The 21,184-nt window shown below is 62.5% G+C and carries 19 protein-coding genes; 10 read left to right on the top strand and 9 right to left on the bottom strand.

Going from position 1 to position 21,184, the window contains the following annotated elements; all coding sequences use genetic code 11:
• Positions 1-15 precede the first annotated feature (15 nt).
• Positions 16-3,792 carry a methionine synthase gene (metH, locus tag AC0JZ4_RS12485; RefSeq protein ID WP_471886693.1) on the bottom strand — a complete coding sequence of 1,259 codons (3,777 nt, stop codon included), beginning with the start codon at positions 3,790-3,792 and terminating at the stop codon, positions 16-18.
• 193 nt (positions 3,793-3,985) lie between these two features.
• On the opposite strand from metH, the gene AC0JZ4_RS12480 reads away from it, so the two are divergent.
• Complete coding sequence (locus tag AC0JZ4_RS12480) at positions 3,986-5,242, top strand: AGE family epimerase/isomerase (protein WP_471886692.1); 1,257 nt, start codon at positions 3,986-3,988, stop codon at positions 5,240-5,242.
• Positions 5,243-5,265: 23 nt separating this feature from the next.
• On the opposite strand, the gene AC0JZ4_RS12475 is transcribed toward AC0JZ4_RS12480, so the two are convergent.
• The 5 genes from AC0JZ4_RS12475 to AC0JZ4_RS12455 all read right to left on the bottom strand — a co-directional run bounded on the left by AC0JZ4_RS12475 (position 5,266) and on the right by AC0JZ4_RS12455 (position 10,390).
• Entirely contained in the window at positions 5,266-5,994 is a 729-nt protein-coding gene (locus AC0JZ4_RS12475) for a copper homeostasis protein CutC (RefSeq protein WP_471886691.1), read from the bottom strand.
• Positions 5,978-6,922, bottom strand: coding sequence for an ROK family protein (locus AC0JZ4_RS12470; protein ID WP_471886690.1), 945 nt, complete (start codon positions 6,920-6,922; stop codon positions 5,978-5,980). Before AC0JZ4_RS12470 ends, AC0JZ4_RS12475 begins: the two co-directional genes overlap by 17 nt.
• Positions 6,922-8,478: a VOC family protein gene (locus AC0JZ4_RS12465; protein ID WP_471886689.1), complete on the bottom strand. Its 1,557-nt coding sequence runs from the start codon at positions 8,476-8,478 to the stop codon at positions 6,922-6,924. Before AC0JZ4_RS12465 ends, AC0JZ4_RS12470 begins: the two co-directional genes overlap by 1 nt.
• 77 nt (positions 8,479-8,555) lie before the next feature.
• Positions 8,556-9,704, bottom strand: coding sequence for a M20 family metallopeptidase (locus AC0JZ4_RS12460; RefSeq protein ID WP_471886688.1), 1,149 nt, complete (start codon positions 9,702-9,704; stop codon positions 8,556-8,558).
• A 113-nt stretch (positions 9,705-9,817) separates the two neighbouring features.
• Entirely contained in the window at positions 9,818-10,390 is a 573-nt protein-coding gene (locus tag AC0JZ4_RS12455; protein ID WP_471887877.1) for a DUF922 domain-containing Zn-dependent protease, read from the bottom strand.
• Positions 10,391-10,613: 223 nt separating this feature from the next.
• Here AC0JZ4_RS12455 and AC0JZ4_RS12450 point away from each other — a divergent pair, with 223 nt between their 5' ends.
• The 9 genes from AC0JZ4_RS12450 to AC0JZ4_RS12410 all read left to right on the top strand — a co-directional run bounded on the left by AC0JZ4_RS12450 (position 10,614) and on the right by AC0JZ4_RS12410 (position 19,348).
• Positions 10,614-11,366 (top strand): FadR/GntR family transcriptional regulator, encoded by a 753-nt coding sequence (locus AC0JZ4_RS12450; RefSeq protein WP_471886687.1) that lies wholly within the window; start codon positions 10,614-10,616, stop codon positions 11,364-11,366.
• A gap of 74 nt (positions 11,367-11,440) precedes the next feature.
• Positions 11,441-12,346 carry a 5-dehydro-4-deoxyglucarate dehydratase gene (gene kdgD / locus AC0JZ4_RS12445; RefSeq protein ID WP_471887876.1) on the top strand — a complete coding sequence of 302 codons (906 nt, stop codon included), beginning with the start codon at positions 11,441-11,443 and terminating at the stop codon, positions 12,344-12,346.
• A gap of 5 nt (positions 12,347-12,351) precedes the next feature.
• A complete protein-coding gene (locus AC0JZ4_RS12440; RefSeq protein WP_471886686.1) occupies positions 12,352-13,497 on the top strand; it encodes a mandelate racemase/muconate lactonizing enzyme family protein in 1,146 nt (381 codons plus the stop codon).
• Positions 13,497-14,393 (top strand): amidohydrolase family protein, encoded by an 897-nt coding sequence (locus tag AC0JZ4_RS12435; protein ID WP_471886685.1) that lies wholly within the window; start codon positions 13,497-13,499, stop codon positions 14,391-14,393. The genes AC0JZ4_RS12440 and AC0JZ4_RS12435 overlap by 1 nt, the downstream gene beginning before the upstream one ends.
• A 52-nt stretch (positions 14,394-14,445) precedes the next feature.
• The gene (locus AC0JZ4_RS12430) at positions 14,446-15,432 is read left to right on the top strand and encodes a TRAP transporter substrate-binding protein (protein WP_471886684.1); all 987 of its coding nucleotides are present in this window, start codon (positions 14,446-14,448) and stop codon (positions 15,430-15,432) included.
• Between the two features lie 167 nt (positions 15,433-15,599).
• The gene (locus AC0JZ4_RS12425) at positions 15,600-16,121 is read left to right on the top strand and encodes a TRAP transporter small permease (RefSeq protein WP_471886683.1); all 522 of its coding nucleotides are present in this window, start codon (positions 15,600-15,602) and stop codon (positions 16,119-16,121) included.
• Positions 16,121-17,401, top strand: a complete 1,281-nt coding sequence (locus tag AC0JZ4_RS12420) for a TRAP transporter large permease (RefSeq protein WP_471886682.1) — start codon at positions 16,121-16,123, stop codon at positions 17,399-17,401. Before AC0JZ4_RS12425 ends, AC0JZ4_RS12420 begins: the two co-directional genes overlap by 1 nt.
• Before the next feature lie 144 nt (positions 17,402-17,545).
• Positions 17,546-18,781: a peptidase T gene (gene pepT, locus AC0JZ4_RS12415; RefSeq protein WP_471886681.1), complete on the top strand. Its 1,236-nt coding sequence runs from the start codon at positions 17,546-17,548 to the stop codon at positions 18,779-18,781.
• A gap of 177 nt (positions 18,782-18,958) precedes the next feature.
• The gene (locus tag AC0JZ4_RS12410; protein ID WP_471886680.1) at positions 18,959-19,348 is read left to right on the top strand and encodes a response regulator; all 390 of its coding nucleotides are present in this window, start codon (positions 18,959-18,961) and stop codon (positions 19,346-19,348) included.
• Positions 19,349-19,369: 21 nt separating this feature from the next.
• On the opposite strand, the gene AC0JZ4_RS12405 is transcribed toward AC0JZ4_RS12410, so the two are convergent.
• From AC0JZ4_RS12405 to AC0JZ4_RS12395, 3 genes are read right to left on the bottom strand one after another with little or no spacing between them, the layout of a single operon-like run.
• Positions 19,370-19,777: a DUF2177 family protein gene (locus AC0JZ4_RS12405; protein WP_471886679.1), complete on the bottom strand. Its 408-nt coding sequence runs from the start codon at positions 19,775-19,777 to the stop codon at positions 19,370-19,372.
• A 27-nt stretch (positions 19,778-19,804) separates the two neighbouring features.
• On the bottom strand, positions 19,805-20,479 hold the full coding sequence (locus AC0JZ4_RS12400; RefSeq protein WP_471886678.1) for a ChrR family anti-sigma-E factor: 675 nt from the start codon (positions 20,477-20,479) through the stop codon (positions 19,805-19,807).
• Complete coding sequence (locus tag AC0JZ4_RS12395; RefSeq protein ID WP_471886677.1) at positions 20,476-21,060, bottom strand: sigma-70 family RNA polymerase sigma factor; 585 nt, start codon at positions 21,058-21,060, stop codon at positions 20,476-20,478. The genes AC0JZ4_RS12400 and AC0JZ4_RS12395 overlap by 4 nt, the downstream gene beginning before the upstream one ends.
• Positions 21,061-21,184 lie beyond the last annotated feature (124 nt).

Here is a 21,184-nt window from a genome sequence, read left to right as displayed (position 1 = left end):
GATGGAGCTATCCGCTCAAGCCGCGTCGTCCACCTTTTCGGCAGCCGTTCCGCCCGGCACGTAATTAAGAACCGGACCGAGCCAGCGCTCGACCTCTTCGACACCCATCCCCTTGCGGTTCGCATAGTCCTCGACCTGGTCGCGCTCGACCTTGGCGACGCCGAAATAATAGCTCTGCGGGTGGCCGATATAGATCCCGGAGACGGACGACCCCGGCCACATGGCATAGCTTTCCGTCAGTTCCACGCCGGTCGCATTGGTCGCGTCGAGCAGGCGGAACAGCGTATCCTTTTCCGTATGGTCGGGCTGCGCCGGATAGCCGGGCGCAGGGCGAATGCCGGCATATTCCTCGTGGATCAACTCGTCATTGCCGAACGTCTCGTCCGCCGCATAGCCCCAGAATTCCTTGCGGACGCGCTGATGCATGCGCTCGGCAAAGGCTTCGGCAAAGCGGTCGGCCAGCGCCTTGACGAGGATCGACGAATAATCGTCGTTGGCCCGCTCGAAGCGCTCGGCAATCGCCACTTCCTCGATACCGGCCGTAACGACGAAACCGCCGACGTAGTCCTGTTTGCCGCTGTCGACCGGTGCGACGAAATCCGCCAGCGCCACGTTGGGGCGGCCATCGCGCTTGGAAAGCTGCTGGCGCAGCGTGTAGAACGTCGCGAGATCTTCCGACCGCGTCTCGTCGGTGAACAGGCGGATATCGTCACCCACCGCATTGGCCGGCCAGAAGCCGATGACCGCGCGCGGACGGAACCAGTTTTCGGCGATGATCTTTTTCAGCATGGCCTGCGCATCGGACCACAGCTGGCGCGCCGCCTCGCCCTGCTTCTCGTCTTCGAGGATCGCCGGATAGCGGCCCTTGAGTTCCCAGGTCTGGAAGAAGGGCGTCCAGTCGATATACTGCGCCAATTCCTCCAGATCGTAGCTCTCGAACACCTTGGTGCCGAAGAACTGCGGCTTTACCGGCTCGTAGGCCGCCCAATCCACCTTTTCCGCATTGGCGCGGGCGCGGGCGATCGGCAGGCGCAGTTTTTCGCGCTCGTTGCGGGCATGCGCCTCGGCAACCTTGGCATACTCGCTGCGTATGCCCTCGACATAGGCAGGCTTCTGCTCCTCCGACAGCAATGCCGAAACCACGCCAACGGCGCGGCTGGCGTCCGTCACATAGATCGCCTGCCCCTTTTCGTAGCGCGGGTGGATCTTCACCGCCGTGTGGACACGGCTCGTGGTCGCACCGCCGATCAGCAGCGGCACATCGAAACCCTGCCGCTCCATTTCGGCGGCTACATGCACCATCTCGTCCAGCGACGGGGTGATCAGGCCGGACAGGCCGATGATATCGACCCTCTCGGCCACCGCCGTCTCGAGGATCTTCGTCGCCGGCACCATGACGCCCAGATCGATGATCTCGTAATTGTTGCAAGCGAGCACGACGCCGACGATGTTTTTGCCGATATCGTGCACGTCGCCCTTGACGGTCGCCATCAGCACCTTGCCGGCCGACTTGCGCTGTTCGCCGCCATTGAGGCGCTTCTCCTCCTCCATGTAGGGAAGCAGCACGGCCACCGCCTGCTTCATCACACGGGCGGATTTCACCACCTGCGGCAGGAACATCTTGCCCGAGCCGAACAGGTCGCCGACCACGTTCATGCCGGCCATCAGCGGCCCTTCGATGACATGCAGCGGACGAGCGGCCTGCTGCCGGGCCTCTTCGGTATCCGCTTCGATATAGTCGGTAATGCCGTTCACCAGCGCGTGCGACAAGCGGGCTTCGACCGGCTTGTCGCGCCAGGCAAGATCCTGAACCTTGGCTTCCCGGCCCGGTCCACCACGGAATCGCTCGGCGACTTCCAGCAGACGCTCGGTGCCGTCGGCGCGGCGGTTCAGCACCACGTCCTCGCAAGCCTCGCGCAGTTCCGGGTCTATATTGTCGTAGACGGCGAGCTGGCCGGCGTTGACGATGCCCATGTCCATTCCCGCCTGGATGGCGTGGTAGAGGAACACGGCATGCATCGCCTCGCGCACCGGTTCGTTGCCGCGGAAGGAGAAGGACAGGTTGGAAACGCCGCCGGAAATATGCACGAGCGGCATCGTCTGACGGATCGTCCTTGTCGCCTCGATGAAGTCGACGCCGTAATTGTTGTGCTCCTCGATGCCCGTCGCCACGGCGAACACGTTCGGGTCGAAGATGATGTCCTCCGGCGGGAACCCGGCCTGCTCGGTCAGGATCTTGTAGGCGCGTGTGCAGATCTCGACCTTGCGGTCATAGGTATCCGCCTGCCCCGTCTCGTCGAAGGCCATGACGACGACGGCGGCACCATAATTGCGGACCAGCTTCGCCTGCGCCAGGAAATTCTCCTCGCCTTCCTTCAGCGAGATCGAATTGACGATCGCCTTGCCCTGCACGCATTTCAGGCCCGCCTCAATGATCTCGAATTTCGATGAATCGATCATCACGGGCACGCGGGCGATATCCGGCTCGGCGGCGATCAGGTTCAGGAATTCGACCATGGCATGGCCGGAATCGATCAGGCCCTCGTCCATATTGATGTCGATCACCTGAGCGCCGTTTTCCACCTGGTCGCGGGCAACCGCGAGCGCTGCCGTGTAATCGGCATTGGTGATCAGCTTGCGGAATTTGGCTGAACCCGTGACGTTGGTGCGCTCGCCGACATTGACGAAGGGAATGTCCTTGGTCAGCACGAAAGGCTCGAGACCCGACAGAGACATGAACGGCACATGGTCCGGAATGGCGCGCGGCGGGTACTTGGCGACGACATCGGCCAGAGCGCGGATATGCTCCGGCGTCGAGCCGCAGCAGCCGCCGACGACGTTGACGAGGCCTTCGCGGGCAAACTCTTCCACCTGAGCCGCCATCATCTCCGGCGTCTCGTCATACTGGCCGAATTCGTTCGGCAGGCCGGCATTCGGATAGGCGCAGATGAACGTGTCTGAAACGGCGGACAGTTCCTGCAGATGCGGGCGCATCGCGTCGGCGCCGAGCGCGCAGTTGAGACCGACGGTGAACGGCCGCGCATGGTTGACCGAGTTCCAGAAGGCCGATGGCGTCTGGCCCGAAAGCGTGCGGCCGGAAAGGTCGGTGATCGTGCCGGAAATCATCACCGGCAGATGGATGCCCTTTGCCTCGAACCGCTCCTCGCAGGCAAAGATCGCAGCCTTGGCGTTCAGCGTGTCGAAAATCGTCTCGATCAGGATGATATCGGCTCCGCCGTCGATCAGCCCGTCGATCTGCTCGCCATAGGCCTTGCGCAGATCGTCGAAGGAGACGGCGCGGTAGCCGGGATTGTTGACGTCCGGCGAAATCGAGGCCGTGCGGTTGGTCGGGCCGATGGCGCCGGCAACAAAACGGCGACGACCATCTTCCTTCTCGGCACGCAGAGCGGCACGGCGGGCAAGCCGAGCGCCGTCGCGGTTCAGGTCATAGACCGCGCCTTCCATCTCGTAATCCGCCTGCGCGATACGCGTGGACGAAAACGTGTTGGTTTCGAGAATATCGGCACCGGCCATCGCATAGCGATAGTGGATGTCCTCGATCGCCTGCGGCTGGGTGAGAATCAGAAGGTCGTTGTTGCCCTGCTGGTGACAGGCGCAGCCGATGAAGCGTTCGCCGCGGAAATGTTCTTCCTGGAAGCCCAGACCCTGGATCTGCGTTCCCATGGCACCGTCGATCACCAGAATGCGCTCGCTGGCGGCCTTTTTCAGGGCAGCGAGAATTTCCGCACCATCGCGGCTGGCACCTTCGGGACCGAACAGTTCATCAAACAAGACGCGCACTCCTGACAGAGATCAAGGCAATATCCATAACCATATAAAGATGCCTTTATGTGAAGTCCAGCCATCAACGTCGCGATTATCGTCGGATGTGTCGCATCGTTTCGGCAGCAGCTTTATGTATGGCAGCTATGGCCCTTACCACTATAGTTCCTAATTAAAGGGTTGAGAAAAAAGGGAGAAGAGAATGAGCGAAACGGGTCAACTGCCGAAATTCTGGAGCGATCTGCCCTATCACCGCCATTGGCTTCTCGATCAGGCGAATGGCCTGTTCGACTTCTTCCAGTACCGCGCCATCAACCCTAAAGGCGGGTTCTTCGATCTCGACGATCAAGGTCATCCGCTCGGCGGGGCAAATCCGACACGCGGCATCCATGCCTCGGCCCGCATGGTCCACTGCTTCTCGATCGCCTACCTGCTCGGCCGCCCCGGTGCCGGCGACCTGATCGACCACGGCATGAATTTTCTCTGGAACGATCACCGTGACGACAAGAACGGCGGCTATGTCTGGTCGACGAACGACGACGGCCCGGCGGACTGGAACAAGCAGGGCTATGGCCACGCCTTCGTGCTGCTCGCCGCCTCATCTGCCAAGACGGTCGGTCACCCGCTGGCCGATCAGATGCTGGCAGATATTACCGAAGTTCTCGAAACCCGTTTCTGGGAGGCAAGCCACGGCGCGATCGCTGAGGAATTCACCGCCGACTGGGGGCCGATCGATGGCGGCGGTTATCGCGGCCAGAATTCCAACATGCACCTTACCGAAGCGCTGATGGCAGCCTATGAGGCGACCGGCGAAAAGCACTATCTCGAAAAGGCGGAAACGATCGCCGACCTGATCATCCGTCGCCTCGCCGGCTCGACGGGTTTTCGTGTCGCCGAGCATTTCGACGCGAACTGGCTGCTCGACAAGGATTATTACCACGCCGACGAAATGTTCCGCCCGGCCGGCACCACACCCGGCCATGCTCTGGAATGGGCGCGCCTGACGCTGCAGCTCTGGGCACTTGGCGGCAAGCGACACGCCTGGATGCCGGATGCGGCGAAAAACCTCTTCATCCAGGCGATGTCGCTCGGATGGGACCGCGACAAGGGCGGCTTTTTCTATACGCTCGACTGGGACGACAGGCCGGCCAAGACGGCAAAGCTGTGGTGGCCGATGTGCGAGGCGGCGGGGGCTGCGCATTTCATCAACCAGCACCTGCCGCACGACCCGTTCTACGAGGACAGCTACCGGCTGATCTGGAGCACGATCGCCAACCGCTTCATCGACCACAGACACGGCGGCTGGCATGAGGAACTGACGGAAGACCTCGTCCCCGCCCACTCACTCTTCCCCGGCAAGGGCGACATCTATCATGCCCTGCAGGCCTGCCTGATCCCGCTCTATCCGGCAAACGGCAGCCTGACGAAGATGATCATCGAGGCAGACGGAAAACTCTGAGGACCGGGAAGCCTGGCGGTGTTCTAGCCATCAGGCCCGGCCAGCGCCGCACGCATCTCCGCCACGACGACGGCACTGGTGCGATAGGTGTCGGGAGGCGAAAAACCGAAGCGAACGACGGTCTCGTCGACGAATGTCATCGGAAGGCGACAGGAGGCATGTATCTCGCGAACACCGGTATCACGGACGATCGCCGCAACATTCGCCGGCGTGACCCCGCTGCCCGCCATGATCGAGATCCTGCCCTGCGCCTGCTCGACCATCCGGCGCAGCGTCGCCATCCCCTCCGGCGCCTTCAGCGCCTGCCCGGATGTCAGCACCCGCTCGAAACCGAGCGCCACCGCCTGCTCAAGCGCTTCATGAACATCCGGCACGAGATCGAACGCGCGATGCAGCGTCCGCCCCATGCCGCCCGCCTGCACGACCATTGCGCCAAGCAAATCCAAATCGAGCCGTCCATCCGGCAGGCTGGCGCCGAGCACGACGCCGGACAATCCGCTTTCACGCGCCGCATCGATATCGGCCAGCATCACCTGCCTGTCCGACGCGTCAAACACGAAGTTCCCGGCCCGTGGTCGGATCATCGCATAGACCGGTATGGCCACTTTCGCGGCCAGTTCCATCAGCCCCCGCGACGGCGTCAGGCCACCGAGATCGAGCGCCGAACACAACTCGATCCGCTCCGCCCCGCCCTCGATGGCAGCGGTCAGTCCCTCGGCACTATCGACGCAAACCTCAAGCAGCGCGGGCATCGGATACTCCCTGTCGCGCCAGAACCGCTGCTCCGGCCAGTCCACCATCCTCGCGTCGCAGTGCCGGTACCAGCAGCGGCCGGTCGAGCCTGTTCAGAATGCGCGCCCGCACCGCCTTGTCGAGCACCGTAATCAGCGCCGCAGCAGACGCAAGCCCACCGCCGACCGGCATGATTGAAGGACCGACCGTATTGACCGCCACCGCCAGCGGATCGGCAACCAGTTGCAGATAGGCCTCGATCGTCTGCCCGGCCTTCGCCTCGCCCGCCTGCCATGCCTCGATGATCTGGTGGCTGGTTCGCTCTTCCGCATGAAAAAGCGCATGCAGCCGCTCCATGCCGCGCGCAGCCCCGATCGTGTCGATGCAGCCCGACTGGCCGCAGCCGCAGGCAAAGCGCGGCACATGACGGGCTTCGCCATTGATGATCACGCTCGTGTTCATCGCCGGTCCATGCCCCCACTCGCCGGTCACTCCGCCGGCGCCGCGCAGGATACGGCCATCGACCGCGATGCCGCCGCCGACACCGGTGCCGAGAATGACGCAGAAGACGACGGCATGGTCGCGCCCTGCCCCGTCATTGGCTTCGGCAAGCGTCAGGCAATCCGCGTCATTTGCGGCAAACACCGGCCGCTTTGTCACAGAAGCCATGGCCTCGGCAATCGGCAGACCGGTGAAAAACGGCACATTGGCCGAAAGTCCCCGACCGGTGACGGGGTCGACTAGTCCGGCAACGGAAAGTCCGAGTGCCAGCCCGCGCGCCGGATCGGCCGTGTCCGCCAGTTCCCGTAAGGCATCAGCAAGCGCCCGCCAGTCTGCCTTCGGCGTCGGCACCCGTGCCAGTTCTTCCACTTGTCCCGCCCCGCGCGACAGGCCGAACTTGATGAACGATCCGCCGATATCGGCACAAAGTACGGCCCCGGCCTGCATCAGGCACTCCGCTCCTCGAGCCATGTCCTGACGATCGCCTCGTCCTCTTCTCCCAGCCCGTGATTGGCATCCAGCACCCGCGCCGTCAGCGTTGCACCGGCCGCCTCAAGTCGCGCCTCGAGCTCGCCCGTCAGCGGACCGTAGAAATCGTCGGTGGCGCTGAGCGACAGGATTTCGGCACCGGAGAGATCCACATTCGGCCGCGCTTCCAGCACGTTCATGGAGCGCAGAAGCACGGCTTTGCGGATGACATCGGGATGAAGCTGCATCACCGCCCCGATCATGTTGCCGCCGTTCGAATAGCCTAGAAACGTCGTGCGTGCCGGATCGACGCCATAGGCCGGCGCGATATCCTCGACGAAGGCAACGAAGGCGGCAGCCTCGGAAGCGATCTCCTTCTGGTCGAAGGTCACCTGATCGAAGCGGCGGAAGAAGCGCGGATGCCCTTCATCGATAGAACGCCCGCGCAGGCCGATCAGCATCGCATTCGGCGCCACCTTGCGCCCGAGTGGCAGCATAGCCGTCTCGTTGGCGCCGGTCCCGTGCAGCAGCACCATCGTCGAGCCATCCCATTCATCCGGCATATGGATGCGGTGGACGAAAGGCAGGTCGCGATAGACGACCCGCTCCTCGCCCGGCAGGCCGAATTGCGGCAGCATCACTTTCAGCGCCTCATGATCGCCCTTGAAATGCTTGGGAATGAAGAAGCCGCTGCCGAGCGCCTCGATGGTCTCGTCCGTGGCAAAGCCCGGTCCATCGGAGGCAAGCTCGATCAGCGTGCCGCCCGGTTCGCGCACATAGAGAGAGTAGAAATACTGCCGGTCATGCATGTTCATCTCGCCCGCATCGGCGGTGAGGAGCCCCGCATGCACGGCCTCCACTGCTGCCTGGTCGCGCGCGCGCAGCGCCACATGGTCGATCGTTCCCGTGCCGGGTGCCGCCGTCCAGAAACCGGACGCATCGCGCACATCGAGCACCTGGCCGGTATCGCCGACAAGCCGCCGGATCGTGCCTTCGGTGGCGCCTGCGGCAAAGCCCATGTGACGCGTCAGGAAGGCCGCCGTCTCATCCGCCTTTTCCGACAGGATCGTCGTGCCGCGAATGCCGCGGATCGCGTCGGCCTCGGCAATGCCGCCATCCTTCCACCAGACCCAGTCACCGTAATCCTCGACACCGACGAGCTTGATGATGATGCCGTCGGGATCGGTCAGCCTGAGCACCGGCTCACCGAATTCCTGGGCCGGGCCGGTGATCGGCACATTGCATTGCAGCCCGCGCGTCAGCCAGAAGCCTATCGCCTCGCGGTCGATGGCAAGGCTGATCTCGCTCGGCGCGCCATGCCCGACACGGCCGAGCGACCCGTCTTCCCAGGCAAGAAAGGTCATCAGCGAACCGGGCGTCGCAGCCCCGTCGCCATAGAAGAGATGCAACTGCTGCGCATCTTCGAACCCGGCCGTCCGCTTGACGAGCCTCAGGCTCAGAAAGCCGACATAGAAATCCACATTGGCCTGGATCTTACGCGTGATGGCGGTGACGTGGTGAATGCCGCTGGTCATTACTATTTGCCCTGGCTGTCCGGGCCTCGGCCCGATGTATTGAGATATGGCACCCGGCGCTTGCGCGCCGAAGCGGCTCACTTCGCTTCGAGCGAAATCATCAGGTTGGCGAGGAGCGCCGTACGCGGCGCAAGGCTGCTGACGAAGATATGCTCGTCGAACGTATGCGCGCCCGCGCCATCGGCCCCCAGCCCATCAAGTGTCGGCACGCCGAGTGCTGCGGTGAAATTGCCGTCAGATCCGCCGCCGGTCGTGACACCTTCCAGCGCAATGCCGAGGCCGGTCGCGATCGCAGCCGCCGCATCGAAGAGTTTCACACCCTCTTCCGATTGTGCGAAGGGCGGACGGTTCATCTGGCCCTTGATCTCGAAGGCAATATCGGGGTCGACCGGCACCATGCCTTCGATCTTTGCCGTAATCTCCCTCGCCGCGCTGTCGTCGGGTACGCGTACATCCACCTGCATCCGGCATTCCGCCGGCACGGTGTTGCGCCCGGTTCCTCCCTGGATCGTGCCGACCGTCACGGTCACGCCACGCTCGGCGTCGTTCAGCGCTTCGAGGTCGAGCACCAGTCGTGCTGCGGCGCGAATGGCGCTTCGTCCGTCCTGCGGTCGCGTGCCGGCATGCGAGGCGCGTCCCCGCACGGTGACGTCATACATTGCAACTCCCTTGCGGGCGACGACGATCTTGCCGCCGTCGCGGGCAGGTTCGACCACCAGCGTATACGCGGCATTGCGGGCGAGCTCCTCCATGTAGACACGGGAGGAATAGCTGCCGATCTCCTCATCCGGCACGAAAACCAGATCGACCGGCATGCGGCTTCCCCTGGAAACCGCGATCTTCAAAGCCTCCAGCGCCATCAGTGCACCGGACTTCATGTCATAGATCCCGGGGCCGTAAAGCTTGTCGCCGTCGCGCTTCAAAGGCAGCTGCTTGGCGATCACTCCATGCGCATGCACGGTGTCGAGGTGCGCCAGAACCAGCAGGCTCTTTTCGTTGGAGCCTGCAGGACGCGGCGAACGAACTGTCAGGATATCGCCAAGACCGAGCGTGCCGGGCAGGCGCTCCACATCCAGAGAAGCCGCCCTCGCATTTTCCTCGACCCGGTCGGCCAGACGGTTCACCGCCATGGCATCATTCGACGGCGTTTCGATCTCCACCCATTCGACCAGCTCCTCCAACAGGGCCTTGTCGTCTATATCGGCGGCGGAAATGAAATTGGTCATCGAAATCCCCTTGCTATGCGCTGCATGTTTCGAGGGGGACTATACCGACGATCCCGTCACGGGCAACGGCCCGCCCCACGATCGGACCGTTCATTATTCGAAGACAATCAATTCTATTCGTTCACAAGATTGAGGATGAGTTGATGGACATTGCCGCCATTGTTCATCTCCTCCCGGTCATAGTCGCGATGCCGCTCGCGGTTGCGCCGCGAAATTTCGCCGAGCTTCGCCGTCAGCTCCTGGCGGATCTTCGCGCATTTGAGATCGTCGGCCACCGTCAGGCCGACGCTCACCGCCTCGATCTCCCTGACCATCTCGACGATCAGGTCGCCATGCAGCCGCTCGTGCTTGTTGACGCCGGCGGCAAACACATCCCACTTGGCCTTCAGGCCAGCCGGCATCTTGCCCGCCTTGGGCAGCGTATAGACCAGGGTCAGGCTCGGCCGCGCCGAAACGAGCGTGCAGGAACCGTCCGGTTGGGGCCGGTAGTCGCGCGACCACAAAAGCTTGAAATCCGTATGCGCGATGGTCCGCACCGATCCACCGACGACGGGGCCCTTCTCGCCGATCTGCGAGTAGAGCTCCATTCCGGTCGTGCCGCTCACCGTATAGGTCTTCACCTGCTCGGCCGGCGCCCACTGCGCTCTTGCATCCATCCCGCCCGCCATGAGCGAGCCGGTCATCATCGCGCCCAAAAGCGCCGTCGTCCTCAACATCGATCGCATCCCGCACTCCGGCTTGGCCGGCTACCGTCGTAGAGGCTGGCAGGATGTTTTTCAACGCCGCCTCCTATCAACGAAAAGCGATGGGAAGTGACATCCGGCCGAACTTGTCATACATCTTGGGAAACCAGCGAACAAATCCGGTCGCCCAGGCGGCATCACGGATTGAGGAAAGGCAGCCGATCCCATGAGCGACGAACTCTACCCGGACCTCGTCTCGTTTCCCAAAACCCGCGCCACGCAGCTGAGCGAAATCCTGCGCAAGGCAATCGCCGATGGCGAATTCAAGCCGGGCACGCGTTTGCCCAGCGAAGCAAAGTTGACGGTGGCCCACGGCGTCAGCCGCACGGTGGTGCGCGAGGCGATCGCCGCGTTGCGCTCCGACCGGCTGGTCGAGGCACGCCAGGGCGCAGGCGTCTTTGTCCTGCAATCCACACCCACGCCGCCGCCCTTCATCCTGTCGCTTGGCCAGATCGATCTTGCCCGCGTCTCGTCCATGATCGAACTTCTGGAGCTTCGGACGGCCGTAGAGGTTGAATCTGCGGGGCTTGCAGCCGCGCGCCGCTCGCCGGCGCAGGAGGAAGTCATCCTCGACCGACACTATGCCGTGCGTGCCTGTCTCGACGCCCACCAGCCCACCAGCGAGGCGGATTTCGCCCTTCACCTGGCGATTGCGGACGCCACCAACAACCCGCGTTTCCGTGAGTTCCTCACCATGATCGGCCGCAACGTCATACCGCGCGCGGCCCTGCGCGGCGATGAGAAGGATGCCGATCAGTCCGGCTATATCAGCCTGCTCGTCGAGGAACACCAGGCGATCGTCGCAGCCATTTCCGACGGTGACGAGGACGGCGCCCGCGATGCGATGCGCCGCCACCTCAAGGGCAGCCAGTTGCGCTACCGCAATCTCCTTCGCGCAATTCGCGAAGATGTCAGATGACTTGTTGACACAAATCAAGCCAACCTGTACGACAATTTTTGTCTGGAGGAGACACTTCGAGAGGAAATTTCATGATGACGCCTGACGAGATCAAGGCAGCGCTGGGCGCTGGCCTGCTGTCCTTTCCCGTGACCCATTTCGATGCGGCCGGAGAATTCAAACAGGATAGCTACCAGAGCCATATCGAATGGCTGTCCGGCTTCGAGGCACCGGTACTCTTCGCCGCCGGCGGCACCGGCGAGTTCTTCTCGCTGTCGCCCGACGAGGTCCCCACCATCGTCAGGTCGGCGAAGGAAGCGGCAGGCGACACAGCGATCGTTTCCGGCTGCGGCTTCGGCACGAAAGTCGGCGTCGACATGGCCAAGGCCGTGGAAAAGGCCGGCGCCGACGGCATCCTGCTTCTGCCCCATTACCTGATCGATGCGCCGCAGGAAGGCCTCTACCAGCACGTCAAGCAGATCTGCCAGTCGGTCGGCATCGGCGTCATGGTCTATAACCGCGACAATTCCATCCTGCAGGTCGACACGCTGAAGCGCCTTTGCGACGAATGCCCTAACCTGATCGGCTTCAAGGACGGCACCGGCGAGATCGGCCTCGTGCGTCAGGTCACCGCGACGATGGGCGACCGGCTGATGTATCTCGGCGGCATGCCGACGGCCGAACTGTTTGCCGAAGCCTATCTCGGCGCCGGCTTCACCACCTATTCGTCGGCCGTATTCAACTTCGTGCCGGGTCTGGCGGTCGAGTTCTACAAGGCGCTGCGCGCCGGCAACCGCACCCGTTGCGAGGAAATCCTCAAGGACTTCTTCTATCCGTTCATGGAACTGCGCGCCCGCCGCAAGGGCTATGCGGTCGCCGCCATCAAGGCCGGCGTTCGCCTGCAGGGCTTTGACGCCGGCAAGGTTCGCCCCCCGCTTGACGACCTGACGGCGGAGGAAGAACAGATGCTTCTGAAACTCATCGGCAGCCACAAGAGGTAACGCCGATGAAAATCGCGTCGGTCCGCACCCATCTTCTCGAACACAGGCTCGATGTCGCCTTCGAGAGTGCATCCATGCGGTTCGACCGCCGCGCCCATATCCTGGTCGAGATCGAATGCGACGACGGCACGGTGGGCTGGGGTGAATGCCTCGGCCCTGCCCGCCCCAACGCCGCGGTCGTCTCCGCCTACGCCAACTGGCTGATCGGCGAAAACCCGCTCGAAACCGAAAAGGTCTGGGCGAAGCTCTACAATGCCTTGCGCGACCAGGGACAGCGCGGACTGACGCTGACAGCGCTTTCGGGCATCGACATGGCGCTCTGGGACATCAAGGGCAAGCATTTCAACGCGCCGATCTCCATTCTGCTCGGCGGACGTTTCCGCGAAAGCGTCAGGGCCTACGCCACCGGAAGCTTCAAGCGTGACGGCGTCGACCGCATCGAGGACAATGCGACGGACGTCGCCCGTTACCGCGCGGAAGGTTTTCACGCCACCAAGATCAAGATCGGCTTCGGCGTCGAAGAGGATCTGCGCGTCATCCGCGCCGTGCGCGAGGCAGCCGGCGATGACATGCGCCTGATGATCGACGCCAACCACGGCTATGACACGGTGGAGGCGATCCGCCTCGGCAATGCCGCAGCGGACTACGACATCGACTGGTTCGAAGAGCCGGTTGTGCCCGAACAGCTCGCCGCCTATCGCGAGGTCCGCGCCAGACAGCCGATCCCGGTCGCCGGTGGCGAAACCTGGCATAGTCGCTGGGGCATGCGCGAACCGATCGAAACGCGCGCCATCGATATCGTCCAGCCGGATCTTGCCGGCGTCGGCGGCTTTACCGAGGCCAAGCGGGTTGCCGATATGGCCGCGCTCCATGGCGTCCGGCTCGTGCCGCATGTCTGGGGAACGGCGGTTCATATCGCCGCCGCCCTGCAGTTCATGGCGGCGATGATCCCCAACCCGGTGCGCGTCAACCCGATCGAGCCGGTTCTCGAATTCGACCGTACCGATAACCCATTCCGCCAGGCGGTGATCAAGACACCGATAGAACACCAGCACGGCGTGGTGCAGATCCCGAACGGCCCCGGTCTCGGTATCGAGATCGACCGCGACGCGCTCAAGGAATTCCGCATGCCCGACCGGGGAGACGCCTGATGCTCGTCCGCCCAATGTCCGGCAAAGCTCCGAAGACCAGACTGCCAAAGGGGGCGGTCGACACCCAGATGCATATGTATCTGCCAGGCTACCCGTCGCTTCCCGGCGGCCCCGGCCTGCCCGTCGGCACCCTTCCCGATGCGGATCAATACCGGCAATTCATGGCCTGGCTCGGCATCGACCGGGTCATCATCACCCAGGGCAACGCCCACCAACGCGACAATGCCAATCTGGTCGCCTGCCTTGAGGAAATGGGCGACATTGCGCGCGGCGTCTGCGTCATAGACAGCACGACGACGGATGCGGAGATCGAACGCCTTGCCACAGCCGGCATCGTCGGCGCACGCATCATGGACCTGCCGGGTGGCGCAGTCGGCCTGTCTGAACTCGAGGCCATCGATGCGAGGGCCGCCGCGCATGGCTGGATGCTCGCGGTGCAGTTCGACGGTAGCGACATTCTCGACCACGAGGCACGGCTCACAGACCTGAAATCCCGCTGGGTCTTCGATCACCACGGAAAATTCTTCCGCGGCGTCACGCCGGACAGCGACGAGATCGCTGCTGCCAAGCGGCTGATGGACCGCGGAAACTGCTGGTTCAAGTTCGCCGGCGTCTACGAATCGTCGAAATCCGGCAGCCCTGACTACGAGGACGTCGCAGCCGTTGCCAAGGACATCGCCGCCTACGCCCCCGAGCGGATTGTCTGGGGCACCAACTGGCCGCACAATCTCGCCCGCGAACAAGAAGACTATCCCGACGACGTGGCACTCACAGATACCGTGCTCGGCTGGCTGCCGAACGAGGAAGCCCGGTATCTCGCGCTTGTGAAAAGCCCGGAAGCGCTTTTCGGTCTGCCGGACTGGAGTGCCCCCGACTGGAGTGCATCGACCGCATGATGTTTTGAACCACCGGCGCGAGGAGGCGTCGGTCTTTTTGGAGGAGGAAGACATGAAAATCACCAGAGCTTTCGGGCTGGCGCTGACGCTCGCGCTTGCCACAACCACCGCTATTCCCGCCGCGCACGCGCAGGAAGTCATCCTGCGCTCGGCCGACATCCACCCGGATGGCTACCCGACCGTAGATGCGGTCAAATACATGGGCGAACTCGTCAAGGAACGCACGGGCGGCCGCATCGGCATCCAGGTGATGAACAACTCGGTGCTGGGAGGCGAGAAGGACACGATCGAGCAGACCCGTTTCGGTGTCATCAACATGAACCGCGTTAATGCCGCGCCGTTCAACAACCTGATCCCGGAAACGGTCGTTCTCGGCCTGCCCTTCCTGTTCCGCTCGACCGACCATATGCACAAGGTCGTCGACGGCCCGATCGGCGACAAGATCCTGGCCGCCTTCGAGCCACACGGCCTGATCGGCCTCGCCTATTACGACAGTGGCGCACGCTCCTTCTACACGACGAAGAAGCCGGTCGAAAAACTTGCCGACCTCAAGGGCCTGAAGATCCGCGTCCAGCAATCCGACCTGTGGATCGCCATGATGCAGGCCTTCGGCGCAAACCCGACGCCGATGCCGATGGGTGAAGTCTATTCCTCGCTCGAAACGGGTGTTGTCGACGGCGCGGAAAACAACTGGCCATCCTACGAGTCCGCTCGTCACTACGAAGTGGCGAAGAACTACACGCTGACCCAGCATTCGATGAACCCGGAAATCCTCGTCATGTCGAAGATCTCTTGGGACAAGCTGACGCCGGAAGACCAGGCAATTGTCCGCCAGGCCGCCAAGGACTCGGTCGTAAAGATGCGCGAACTGTGGACCGCCCGCGAGAAGTCTTCCGAAGAGAAGGTCCGTGCCGGCGGCGTCAAGGTCATCGAGGTCGACAAGGAAGAGTTCTCCGCCGCGATGAAGCCGGTCTACGACAAGTTCGTCACCGACGCCTCGATGAAGGCGCTGCTGGAAGAAATCCAGGCCGTGCAATGAGCTGAAACTGGAGGCTGGCCTCCATGCGAGGCCGGCTTTCCGGCGAAGCAGAAAACCCTCGTTCCATGATGCTCGGGCATTAACCGGGCACGCGTCAGAACGATGAGACCGCCACTACAATACAATCGGCAGCGGGGAACACTCGCCGGCTTGTGGAGGATAACGACATGTGGAACTTCATGCGTGCGATCCGGCCTGTTCTGGCCGGTGTCAGCCGCCTCTTTCTATACACAGCCGGCATCGGCCTGATCGCTATGACGCTGATCGTCGGCTGGCAGATTTTCGGCCGTTACGTGCTGAACGACTCGCCCAGCTGGTCGGAGACCTTGTCGCTCCATCTGATGTCCTGGTTCATCATGCTGGGTGCTGCGGTCGGGGTGCGCGAAAGCGTGCATCTGGGCCTCGACATCGTCCGCTACATGATGCCGCCGACGGTGCAGAAAGGGATGGATCTCCTGAGCCTCGGCCTGATCGTCCTGTTCGGCGCCGGCATGGCCTATTACGCGACACTGCTGTCAATCGGCACGTGGAGCGCCCGCATACCGGTTCTCGGCTGGCCGGGTGGCGTTGATTTCTTCCCCATGATCGCAGGCGGCACGATGATCTCGATCTTTGCCGCAGAGCGCTTCGTCGATGTCGCGATCGATCATGAAGTTGCAGCGGATGTCGTCGCGGCGGAGGTGATCTGATGGCCTACACGATCCTATTCGGTTCCTTCACCTTCCTGATGCTGATCGGCATGCCGATCGCGTTCTGCCTCGGCATCGCGTCCTTCGCGACGGTCCTCTACATGGGCCTGCCACCGATCGTCGTCTTCCAGCAGTTGAACTCCGGCATGAACGTCTTCGCCATGATGGCGATCCCGTTCTTCATCTTCGCCGGCGACCTTATGGTCCGCGGCGGTATCGCCAGCCGCCTGGTCCGCTTCGCGGCCGGCATGGTCGGTCACCTCAAGGGCGGCCTCGGCCAGGTCAATATTCTCGCATCCACCTTGTTCGGCGGCATCTCCGGCTCGGCTGTCGCCGATGCCTCTGCTGTCGGCGGGTTGATGATCCCACAAATGGCCAAGCGCGGCTATGACCGGGATTACGCCGTCAACGTCACCGTCAACGCCGCGATCATCGCGCTGATGCTGCCGCCGTCGCACAACATGATCCTCTATTCGATCGCCGCCGGCGGCAATGTCTCGGTCGCCGACCTGTTCACCGCCGGCATCATTCCGGGCCTTCTTCTGGCCGCCGCGCTGATGGTCACCGCCTGGTGGGTTGCCAAGCGCCGAGGCTATCCGTCAGAGCCGTTCCCCGGTTTTTCGCGTGTCGGCTATTTCTTCCTCGCTTCGCTGCCCGGCCTGCTTTTGATCGGCATCATCTTCGGCGGCGTTCGCTCCGGCGTCTTCACCGCGACGGAAAGCTCCTGCATCGCCGTACTCTACGCCTTCGTCGTCGCCATGCTCGTTTATCGCGAACTGGATTGGGAGGGCTTCATTGAGGCCGTCATGGGTGCCGTGCGCACCACCGCCATGGTTCTGCTCGTCATCGGCACGGCCGCTGCATTCAGCTGGCTGATGGCTTTCCTGCAGGTACAGACCCTGATCATCGCAGCGATCGGCGCCGTCTCCGACAATCCGATCATCGTGCTCCTGATGATCAACGTCATCCTGCTGCTGCTCGGCACCTTCATGGACATGGCACCGATGGTTATCATATCCACGCCGATTCTCCTGCCGGTCGTAAAAGCCTTCGGCATCGACCCGGTGCATTTCGGCATCGTTATGATCCTGAATGCCGGAATAGGGCTGAACACGCCGCCGGTCGGCACAGTGCTTTTCGTCGGCTGCGCGGTGGGCGGCATATCGATACGCGAAGCGATGCGAACGATCTGGCCGTTCTTCGGCGCCAGCATCTTCGTGCTCATGCTGGTCACCTACATACCGGCCCTATCACTCTGGCTGCCAAGCCTGTTTCGCTGAATGAACATCGACGATGAGGATCCCGCTTCGGCGGGATCTTTCGTTTCATCGACACGACACTTGAAGATTTAACGGTTCACGATCACCGCCGAGCCGGGTAAGGTCGCCGCATTCCACCATCCATTGCCCGATCCGGATTTTGCCATGACCGATACCGTGACCAGTCGCTTTCTTCGTTACGTCGTTCTCGATACCCAGTCGGACGCCTCCTCCCCGACCCAGCCGTCGACCGCCAAGCAGCTCGATCTCGGCCGTCTTCTCGTCGAGGAATTGAAGGCCATCGGCATTACGGACGCCGAACTCGATGGACACGGCTATGTCTATGCGACGATCCCGTCCAACACGGGCAAGAACAATGTGCCGGTCATCTGCTTCTGCTCCCATATGGACACGGCACCGGATTTCTCCGGCACCCATGTCAAACCGCAGGTGGTCCGCAACTATCGCGGCGGCGATATCCGCCTTCCCGGCGCGCCGGAGCGGATCATCCGGCCGAAGGATCACCCCGAACTCCTAAACCAGATCGGCAACGACATCATCACCTCCGACGGCACCACCCTTCTCGGCGCCGACGATAAGGCCGGCATCGCCGAAATCATGACGGCGGCGCAATTCCTCATCGAAAATCCCGAGATAAAGCATGGCGCGATCCGCATTCTCTTCACGCCCGACGAGGAGATCGGCCGCGGTGTCGACAAGGTCGACCTGCGCAAGCTCGGCGCCGATTTCGGCTACACGCTCGACGGCGAGACCGCCGGCACGATCGAGGACGAGACCTTCTCCGCCGATGCGGCCGAAATAATCATCACCGGCGTCGCCATCCATCCGGGCTTCGCTTACGGCAAGATGGAGAACGCCATTCGCATCGCCGGCGACGTGATTGCCGGATTGCCGCGCGACATGGCTCCCGAAACGACGAAGGGCCGCGACGGCTTCATTCACCCGACCTCCGTCTCGGCCACGATGGAAGGCGCGAGGATCGGCCTGATCCTGCGCGACTTCAACACCGAGGGCCTGACCATCAAGGCCGGCATACTGGAGCGCGTCCTGAGCGAGGTAATGGCCACCTATCCGGGCTCCACCTATTCACTGAAGATTACCGAACAGTACCGCAACATGAAGGAAGTGCTCGACCAGCATCCGGAGATCATCGACAACGCGTTAGAGGCGATCCGTCGGGCCGGCATGGAGCCGGTGCGCGGCAGCATCCGCGGCGGCACCGATGGCTCGCGCCTTTCCTTCATGGGCCTGCCCTGCCCCAACATCTTCGCCGGAGGCCACGCCTTCCACTCGCCACTCGAATGGGTCAGCAGCCAGGACATGGAACGCGCCGTCATGACGATCGTCGAACTGGCGAAACTCTGGGAAGAGCGCGCCTGATCGGACGTCATGCTTGATGGTGAGCGCGGATCGGCCGAAGATCGGGGCCGCCATCTTAACCTTCAGGAAGGTTGGAACTTTGTAGTCGGTCAGACGTCTTGTAAGAGACGTGCATGGGGTTGAGCATGCAGCGCCAACGCTGCAGGTCGCGATCCGGGAATAAGCAGTAAGGGTAAGATGACTGAAGCTGATTATCTGAACGATTGTCCAAGCATCCTCCTCCTGGAGGACGATCTACTTCTCGCCATGGATATGGAAGACCATCTCCTGCAAACGGGCCACAAGATCGTCGGACCGTTCGGACGTATCGCCGATGCGCTCGATGCCATTCCCCGCAACGATCTCGCCGGCGCGATCGTGGACCTCAACCTCCACGGAGAATTGTCCTTCCCGGTCATCGAGATGCTACGCCAGCGCGGCGTTCCGGTAATCGTCTGCAGCGGCTATGCCGATCTGCCGGACCTTAAAGGCAGACTGGAAGGACTGGCCATGCTCGCCAAGCCGTGGAACATAAACAAGCTCAACAATCTGATGGAGCAGACATTCGGCGTACGCAAAGCCGCGTGACGGCCTGCTGCGTAGCGCAGCTCAGAGCCCGCCCGAAAATTTCTGCACCACGAAGTAACCGACGACCGCGGAGAACGAGGTCAGCACGGTCCCCCAGATCATGTCGACGATGCTGACCGTCACCGACCAGTTCTTCAGCGTCGCGAGATTGGTCATGTCATAGGTTCCGTAGGCGATGAAGCCGAGGATGGCGCCGGAGATCAAGGCCGTCGTCCAGCTTCCCGAAACCATGGCCGGCTGTACGGCGAAATAGACGATACCGGCCACATAGGCGAGATAGAACAGACCGGCCGCAACGAAATTCGGCTGCGCCAGCATCAGCTCCCCGAGCCTGCTCTTGTAAAAGCCGGTCGCAACCTTTCCGAGCCAGATCGCATCGATGCCGAGAAAGGCGATCGCAGTCGCCACATAGGCCACGACATAGGTCATCTCGTCCCTCGCTCTTTTTCGTGTTGGTCAGATCTTCAGGATCGGCTGCACCAGCCGCACGATCCAGCTGGAAAATTTCAACGGCGCCTCGGTCACCGCCAGGCAGATGCAGTCCTCGCCTTCGGTCGCAGTCGGCGTGTGCAGAAGATCGCCGTCCGCCTCCTCGATATCGCCGCGCGCAAACAGGTCCTCGCCATCGTGGAAGCTGCCAGACAGCACCAGCGTCAGCTCGCGACCCTCATGCGTATGTTCCGGCACCGGCTTTCCCGCCGGAATGCGCAACAGCCGCACCTGCGTGTCCTTGTCCTTCGTATCGATGAGGATCTGGTAGGCGCCGCGCCCGAGCGCCCGCCATTTGAGATCACCGAGGTCTCCGCCGACATAGGAGCGCAACGGCTCCGGCAACACGGCACCGGCCTTCGTCTCGGCGATCGGCTTTATCTCTTCCGCCACCGGCATCGCGCTTGTCCGCGCCTTGAACTTCGCCCAGGCCTCGTCCTCGCTTGCGTAGGCTGACGCCTTTCCTCCCGCCGTGGCCTTGTCGAGCAGCGCCCCTGCGGCGCCCTCCATTGCGGAAAGCCGCTTGCGGCAATCGGGGCACAGCGCCAGATGGCTCGCCACCGCAAGGCTCCATCCTTCCGAAAGGCTTCCCGAGGCGTAGTCGATCAGAAAAGCGTCGCTGATATGATGCTTGACACTCATAGCCGGCCCTCCAGCGTCGAGCGCAGCTTCTCGAAGGCAAGCCGGATACGCGACTTCACCGTACCCAGCGGCACGCCGAGATCCCGAGCGATGGTGGAATGCGACGCCTCGTCGAAGAAGGCGCGCTTCAGCACGTCGAGCTGGTCCTGCGGCAGCGTTTCCATGGCGACGCGCAGCAACTGCGCCTCCTGCATCTGCTGGAACTCGAAATCCGCCGCCGGCACGTCGTCGCGGACAAAGGCCGGATCGTTGACGTCGAATTCCGGCCGCTTGCGGCGATAGGCATCGATCCGGACATTTCGGGCAATCGTATAGATCCAGGCCGAGACATTGCCGCGCGCCGGATCGAACTGGGAAGCCTTGTTCCAGACGGCGGCCATAGTCTCCTGCATCAGCTCTTCGGCAGCCTGCCGGTCCTTGGTCTTGATTGCCATGAAGCTGCGGATGCGCGGCGCATAAAAGCGGAATATCGTCTCGAACGCATCGACATTGCGGTCCCGGCCGACGATCGAAAGCAGACGGACCATCTCGACCTGTGCGAGATCGCCGGTCGCCAAACCGTCGGAGGTTTTATTGTTCATCCTGAACTCGCGCGCTAACCGTCCCGCGGGACGCAGGCCTGCGGACATCTTTCTGTGGCATGTTCCAGCCGAAATAGGAATGTTCAGGTTCATGGCAAGCATTACGGCGCGACATAAACGCCGG

Source organism: [Rhizobium] kunmingense (assembly GCF_977018605.1).
This window is presented reverse-complemented; position numbering and strand designations above follow the sequence as displayed.